This is a genomic window from Lysobacter enzymogenes (assembly GCF_017168095.1).
GTDB lineage: Bacteria > Pseudomonadota > Gammaproteobacteria > Xanthomonadales > Xanthomonadaceae > Lysobacter > Lysobacter enzymogenes_D.
In genome coordinates this window covers 1-6914 of sequence record NZ_LXSD01000265.1, presented here as the reverse complement: position 1 = coordinate 6914, position 6914 = coordinate 1, and the positions used below count along the sequence as shown (strand labels likewise).

The following is a 6914-nucleotide window of genomic DNA, read 5'->3' as shown; positions in this document are numbered from 1 at the left end:
CTGGGCCTGGCCGTCGCGGCGCACGCGCCGGCGCAGCGACGCCTGCTGCCGGCGTCGAAGCCGGCGCCGCCGCCGTGCGTGCAGGTGCGCATCGGCCGCGACGAAGCCGGACGCTGGGATTGCATCAACGACGCGATCAAGTCCGAGGTGGACAAGGTCGCGCCGGCCGACGCCGCCGATTCGCCGGGCGAACGCCTGGCGCCGATCGGGCAGGGCCTGGCGGTGCCGGCGGCGACGCGGCAGCGGCTCGGCGACCAGTACGGCAAGTCGGTGGTGCCGCAGCGGCCCGAACGCCATTTTCCCGCCACGCCTCTGTCGCGGCCGCCGGGGCACTGAGCGATGCTGCGCGCGCCCGCGGCCGACGGCGATTGCGGCAGCGCCACGGCGCCGGGCGCCGCGACGTCGAGCGTCGCCGCGCCGAGTCCGTTCGTATCGGATCCGTTCGTATCGAGCCCGTTCGTGTTGAGCCCGACAGCGCAAGCGCCGACGACGCTCGCAGCGGCGCATCCGCGCAACGATAAATCCGCACCGCGCAATCGTTGCATGGCCGCATCCCGCATCGCCCGCGGTCGCGCCACCCGCAACACCGCGCAGTTTCCATTCCATCGCGACGCCGTTGCCGGCGCCGCCTCCGCCGCGTCGCCGCGACCCGCGCCAAGGAAGCCGTCATGACCCGCAAGCCTCTCGCCCGCATCGACTCCGCCCGTCCTTCGCCCGCGCGGCTGCGCCTGCTGGCGCTGAGCGCGGCGATCTCGCTGGCCCTGGTCGGCGGCGGCGCCCATGCCGATCCCAATCCGTTCGCGCGCCGCGCGGTCGACCCGGCCGCGCAGGCCGCGCGCGCGGTGCAGCAGCAAGGGCTGCAATCGGCGCAGGCGCAGCAGATGGCGCAGCGCTCGCTGGCCGCCTTCGCCCAGGCCTCGCGCGTGCGCTCCGCGCTCGACGCGGCGCAGGTGGCCGCGCGCGCGGCCGCGGCGGCTTCGGCCGCGGCCAATCAAGTGCCCGACGGGCTCGCGCAAGGCGGGCTCAAGGTCGCCAGCGGCGTGCGCTTCGAGCCCGGCGCGATCGCGGTGGAAGACCCGCGCCTGAACCAGTCCAAGCTGTGGCTCGGCGCCAAGGGCCCGAGCCAGAACAGCGACGCGAGCGGCAGCGTCACCGTCACCATCGAGCAGACCCAGAAGAAGGCGATCCTGAGCTGGGAGAGCTTCAACGTCGGCCGCCGCACCACGGTGCATTTCGACCAGCGCGCGGGCAACCAAAGCGGCGGCGGCAACGACTGGATCGCGCTCAACCGGGTCGAGGATCCCAGCGGCCGGCCCAGCCAGATCTTCGGCCAGATCAAGGCCGAGGGCAGCGTCTATCTGCTCAACCGCAACGGCGTGATCTTCGGCGGCACCAGCCAGGTCGACACCCGTTCGCTGTTGGTGTCGTCGCTGAATCTCTTCAGCAACGACATCGCCCAGAGCAACCGCATCTTCATCGGCGAAGGCGTGCGCCGGGCCAAGGCCGACCTGGCGGTGCTCACTTCCGAGCTCGCCGACTACGCCGGCGGCGCCGCGCCGCGTCCGCAGGCCAGCGGCGATGTGCGCATCGAGGCCGGCGCCCAGCTCAAGACCGCGCCGGGCGGTTTCGCCCTGGTCGCCGCGCCCAACCTCAGCAACGCCGGCAGCGTGATCGCCGAAGACGGGCACGCGCAGCTGGCCGCGGTGGTCGGCGCGTACTCGACCCAGGCGCCGACCGGCGCCAGCAACGAGCTGAGCCTGCGCTACGCCGGCGTGGCGCCGCAGGCCAGCGCGGCGGTCGCCGGTTACGGGCGCCTGGACAACACCGGCATCGTCGCCAGCAAGCGCGGCGCGGTCACGCTGACCGGTTACGAGCTGCATCAGGACGGTTACGTCGGCACCACCACGTCGGTCAGCCGGCCGGGGCGGATTTCGATCGTCGCCGCCAACCACGCGCGCTCGGCCGGCATCGACCGGCCCGAAGACCTCAGCGGCAGCGTCGGCGGCTCGCTGAGCTTCGGCAACGGCTCGGTCACCGCGATCCTGCCCGAGCGCGACGGCGAGACCACGACCTCGGCGCCGACCGCCGACAAGGCGTTCCAGCCGCCCAGCGCGGTGCTGGCCGCGGCGCAGATGCGCATGCAGGAAAACTCGCTGATCCTGATGCCCGGCGCCCGGCTCGACCTGGTCGGCATGGACCCGCTGCGCGACGGCGCCAGCAAGCCGGCGATCGCGCGCATCCAGATCGACCGCGGCGCGCAGATCAACGTCGCCGGCCTGGCCGACGTGCTGCGGCCGATGTCGGACAACTTCATCACCATCGAGCGCGTCGGCGAGAACGAACTGGCCGATTCGCCGCTGCTGCGCGGCGGCGCGTTCTACCGCAAGAAGGTCGTGCTCGACGCGCGCGAGCGCGGCGTTACCGACGACGGCCGCGCCTGGGTCGGCAGTCCGCTGTTCAATGCCGGGGGCTACGCCGACCAGCGCCCGCGCGGCATCGACCAGATGCTGATCGACGGCGGCACCATCAATGTCAGCGCGCGCGAGTTCGTCGCCCGCGGCGGCTCGGTGATCGACGTCAGCGGCGGTTTCCTGCATTACCAGGGCGCCATGGTCGAGACGCCGCGGGCGATCGGCGCGGACGGGCGCACCTACCGCCTGGCCGGCGCCGATCCCTCGCAGTCCTATCGCGGTTTCGCCGGGCAGTTCTCGCTCGCGCACCAGCGCTGGAACGTCGACGAGTATTTCCAATCGGCGTTCGGGCGTTCGGACCGCTATTACGAATCCGATTACGTACAGGGCGGCGACGGCGGCCAGCTCAACATCAATCTGCGCCAGGACAGCGGCGCCGACGCGATCCGGGTCGATACCGGGTTGGTGCTGGCCGGCGATCTGCACGCCAATGCGGTGTCCGGCCGCGACCAGCGCGAGCGCGGCACGCCGGCCCTGGGCGGACGCCTGGGCGTCAATGTGAGCGGCGGCGGCTACGGCCTGTGGACCCTGCAATCGGCGCCGATCCCCGACGTGCCGGCGGACTTCTCGCTGCAGCAGCGCCTGCCGCAGGGGCAGGGCGGCGTCTTGTCGACGCAGTCGCTCGACCAGGCCGGCTTCGGCACGGTCGAGCTCAACGACCGGCTCTCGCGCATCGAAGTCGCAAGCGACGCGCACCTGCAGGTCGACGCCGGCGGCCGCATCGCCCTGAGCGGCGCGAGCATCGACGTGGCCGGCACCTTGCAGGCCGATTCGGGCGAGATCGCGCTCAGCGCGACCAGCGAGAACGACCCCAACCCCGAAGCCGGCGCGCGCCGCGGCATCACCGTGCGCGACGGCGGGCGCCTGCTCGCGCGCGGGCAGTGGGTCAACGACCGCGACCGCGTCGCCGACGAGCGCCAGGGCGGCGCGCACATCGACGGCGGCCGCATCAGCCTGGGCGTGTCGGAGTATCCGCTCTTGAACAGCGGGGGCCCGGACGGCGCCGGCGGCGGTCGCGACGCGAGCGGTTCGATCCTGCTCGATCCGGGCGCGCTGCTCGACGTGTCCGGCGGCGGCCGGATCCTGCCCAACGGCCAGCTCGCGGCCAAGGACGGCGTGCCGCTCGGCCGCGGCGGCGATATCGCCTTGAAGCTGTACCAGCCGCGCGAAGGCACCCAGACGCTCAATCCGTTCCTGCCGGCCTCGCACTTCGCGGCCGAACCCGGCGCCGGCGAGCTGCGTTTCAGCGCGCAGAACCTGCGCGGCGGCGGTCTCGCCGGCGGCGGCACCTTGACCCTGCACGCGCGCGATATCCTGATCGGCGCGGAGGCGAGCGATGCGCTGGCCGCTGATGCGCGCACGCTGCAACTGGACGCGGGCTTTTTCCGCGACGGCGATTTCGGCGCCTACGACCTGCTCGCGCGCCACGACGCGCGCATCCTCGCCGGCACCCGGCTCAGCGTGTCGCAGCGCAATTTCCTGCCCGATCTCGATGCGTTGCGCGAACTGCGCAGCGGCGGCGATCTCTACGCCGGGCTCGATGCCGGCGGCGCCGGCCGCTACGGCGCGTTCGGCCGCCTCGACGATTACCACCGCGACGCCGCCGACTTCTTCCTCGAAGCCGGCGCCGCCACCGGCCGCACGCTGCCGAACGTGCCGGGAGTCGATCAGGTGCGCGACACGCTCACCCTGGAACGCGGCGCGCAGTTGCAGGTCGATGCCGGCGGCGCGGTGCGGCTGGGCTCGCGCGGCCAGCTCACGGTGCTCGGTTCGGTGAGCGCGCACGGCGGCAGCATCGATCTGTCCGGCGACACCTCGGCCAATGCGCTGTCGCCGTCGCACAGCCCGTCGCAGGTGGACTACTGGCGCGCCGACAAATCGGTGTGGGTGGGCTCGGAAGCGGTGCTCGACGTGTCCGGCATCGCGGTGCTCGATCCGTTCAAGGCGCCGCTGCCCAACGGCGGCGCGGTGCCGCGCGACGGCAAGGTGCTCGACGGCGGCCGCATCCGCCTGAGCAACGACGGCGGGTGTGTGGTGGTCGAGCAGGGCGCGCGCCTGGATCTGTCCGGCAGCCGCGCGGTGTTCGACCTGCCGGCCGCCGCCGGCGCGATCGGCCAGGCGCCGCTGCAGCCGCGCGCGGTCTGGAGCGACGGCGGCGAGCTGGTGCTGGCGGCCGCGGGCGGGCTGTTCTTCGACGGCCGCATCCAGGCCGCCGGCGGCGACGCGCAGGCGCGCGGCGGCAGCGTGCAGCTGCTGACAGCGCAGAGCGTGCGGCCGCTGGACGTGGCCGGCGGCCGCGCGCCGCTGGCGACTTCGCAGATCGTGTTCCATCAAGGCGGAAGCCGCCTGGATCCGTCCGCGCGCGCCGGCGGCGCGATCGAGCCGGGCCGCGAACAGCCGTCGGGTGCGCTGCATTTCCAGGCCGATACGCTTGAGGGTTCCGGCGTCGACACCTTGCTGATCGGGATCGGCGAAGACGGCCTGATCCGCGGCCCCGGCGTGGTGCCGGTGGTGTTCGACGGCGAGGTGACGCTGTCGCCGGCGCGCGCGCTGATGATCAACGCGCGTTCGCTTCAGGCGGGCGGCGACAGCGCAGCCGCGCGCCTGCGTTCGGCCTATGTGTCGCTGCAAGGGCTCGGCGGCGACGCCACTGCGGCGCTGCCGGAGCCGGGCCGGCCCGGCGCGGCCACGCTCAGCGTCGAGGCCGGCTTCGTCGATATCGGCGGCCGCGTGGCGCTGCGCAATTTCGCCGAGGCCGCGTTCGACAGCCGCGGCGATATCCGTTTCCACACCCCGGGCATCTACCAGAGCGCGACCATCGCCAACGAATTGCGGCTTGTGCCGGGCGAGCTGCTGACCGGCGGCAACCTGTCGCTGCGCGCCGCGCAGATCTATCCGGCCAGCGGCGAGACCTTCATCGTGCGCGCGCTCGGCGCCAAGGACGCCAGCGGCCGGCGCGCCGACACTTCGATCCGCATCGCCGGCAACGGCAACGCCGCGCCGCTGCCGCTGTCGGCCGGCGGCAAGCTGCTGCTGGACGCGACGCAGATCGAGCAGGCGGGAACGCTGCGCGCGCCGGCCGGGCAGATCGTGCTCGGCGCGGCCGACGCCGAGAATCCGGCCACGCGCGCGCTGTTCAACCAGCTCGCGCTGACCCCGACGCGCAAGGTGACGCTGGCGCCCGGCAGCCTGACCTCGGTCTCGCTCGACGGCCGCGTGCTGCCGTACGGCAAGACCGTCGATTCGCTGCAGTGGGACGGCAACGAGGTCGAGCAGCGCCTGACCGCGCCGCCGCTCAAGCGCATCTCGCTCGACGGCGCCGAGCTGTCGCTGCAGGGCGGCGCGCGCGTCGATCTGTCCGGCGGCGGCGACCTGCAAGCCTTCGAATGGATCGCCGGCACCGGCGGCAGCCGCGACCTGTTGTCGAGCTATGCGGTGAGCTACGCCGACGGCGGCAGCGGCAGCCGCGCGCCGCTGTATCCGGACGGGCGCGAGGTCTACGCGATCGTGCCGGGCGCGCAGTCGCCGCTGGCCGCGAGCGACCCGCTGCTGAGCCAGGGCGCGGGCGGCGGCCAGGTCGGCAAGTCGGTGTACCTGTCCGGCGTGCCGGGCCTGGCCGACGGCGTCTATACCTTGCTGCCGGGCCGCTACGCGACCTTGCCCGGTGCGTTTCGCGTGGTCCAGCGCAGCGGCGGCCAGGATGCGCTGGCGAGCCAGAACCTCACCGCGCCCGACGGCACCCACCGCGTCGCCGGCTATTACGTCGATGCGCTCAGCGGCGCGCGCGATGCGCGCAGCCAGCTGTTCGACGTGCAGTCGGCGGCGGTGTGGGGACAGTACTCGCAATACCAGCTCAGCCGCGCCGGCAAGTTCTTCTCCGAGCAGGCGGCCAAGGCCGGGCGCTTCGCGCCGCAGTTGCCGCGCGACGGCGGCCAGCTGGTGCTCAGCGCGCAGCGCGCGCTGGAACTGGCCGCGCGCCTGGACGTGGCCGCGGCCGACGGCGGCGCCGCGGCGCAGATCGATCTGGTCGCCGACGCGATCCAGATCCGCGGCGCCGGCCACGCCGCGCGCGAGGGTTATGTGCAGCTCGACGCCGGCCAGCTCAGCGCGCTCGGCGCCGGCAGCCTGCTGATCGGCGGCGTGCGCGAGCGCGGCAGCGACGGCACCGCGATTTCGGTGCGCGCGCGCGACGTGCTGGTCTCCAACGATGCGGCCTCGCCGCTGCAGGGCCCGGAAATCGTGCTGGTGGCCAAGGCCGGCGACGGCGGCCAGGGCGTGCGGGTCGAAGACGGCAGCGTGGTCCAGGCGCGCGGCGCGCTCACCGGCGCCGGCGACCTGCGCCTGACCATCGGCCAGGACGCCGACAGCGCCGCCAATCGCGCCGCGGTCAGCGGCGACGGCGCGCTGCTGCGCGTGTCCAACGCCGGCGCGGCGACGCTGCAG

2 protein-coding genes and 1 pseudogene are annotated in these 6914 nt (G+C 73.6%); all 3 read left to right on the top strand.

The features are described 5' to 3' along the window. Positions 1-336, top strand: a pseudogene (locus tag A7A76_RS07510) (hypothetical protein); the annotation flags it as partial. A 3-nt stretch (positions 337-339) separates the two neighbouring features. Then, positions 340-672: a hypothetical protein gene (locus A7A76_RS07505; protein ID WP_206410611.1), complete on the top strand. Its 333-nt coding sequence runs from the start codon at positions 340-342 to the stop codon at positions 670-672. Next, on the top strand, positions 669-6914 hold a 6246-nt coding region (locus A7A76_RS07500), incomplete at its 3' end, for a filamentous hemagglutinin N-terminal domain-containing protein (protein ID WP_206410610.1). The genes A7A76_RS07505 and A7A76_RS07500, both read left to right, overlap by 4 nt.

Bases quoted from the DNA above. Each gene is read 5' to 3' on its own strand.
- A7A76_RS07505 (WP_206410611.1), top strand. From the start codon at position 340: ATGCTGCGCGCGCCCGCGGCCGACGGCGATTGCGGCAGCGCCACGGCG.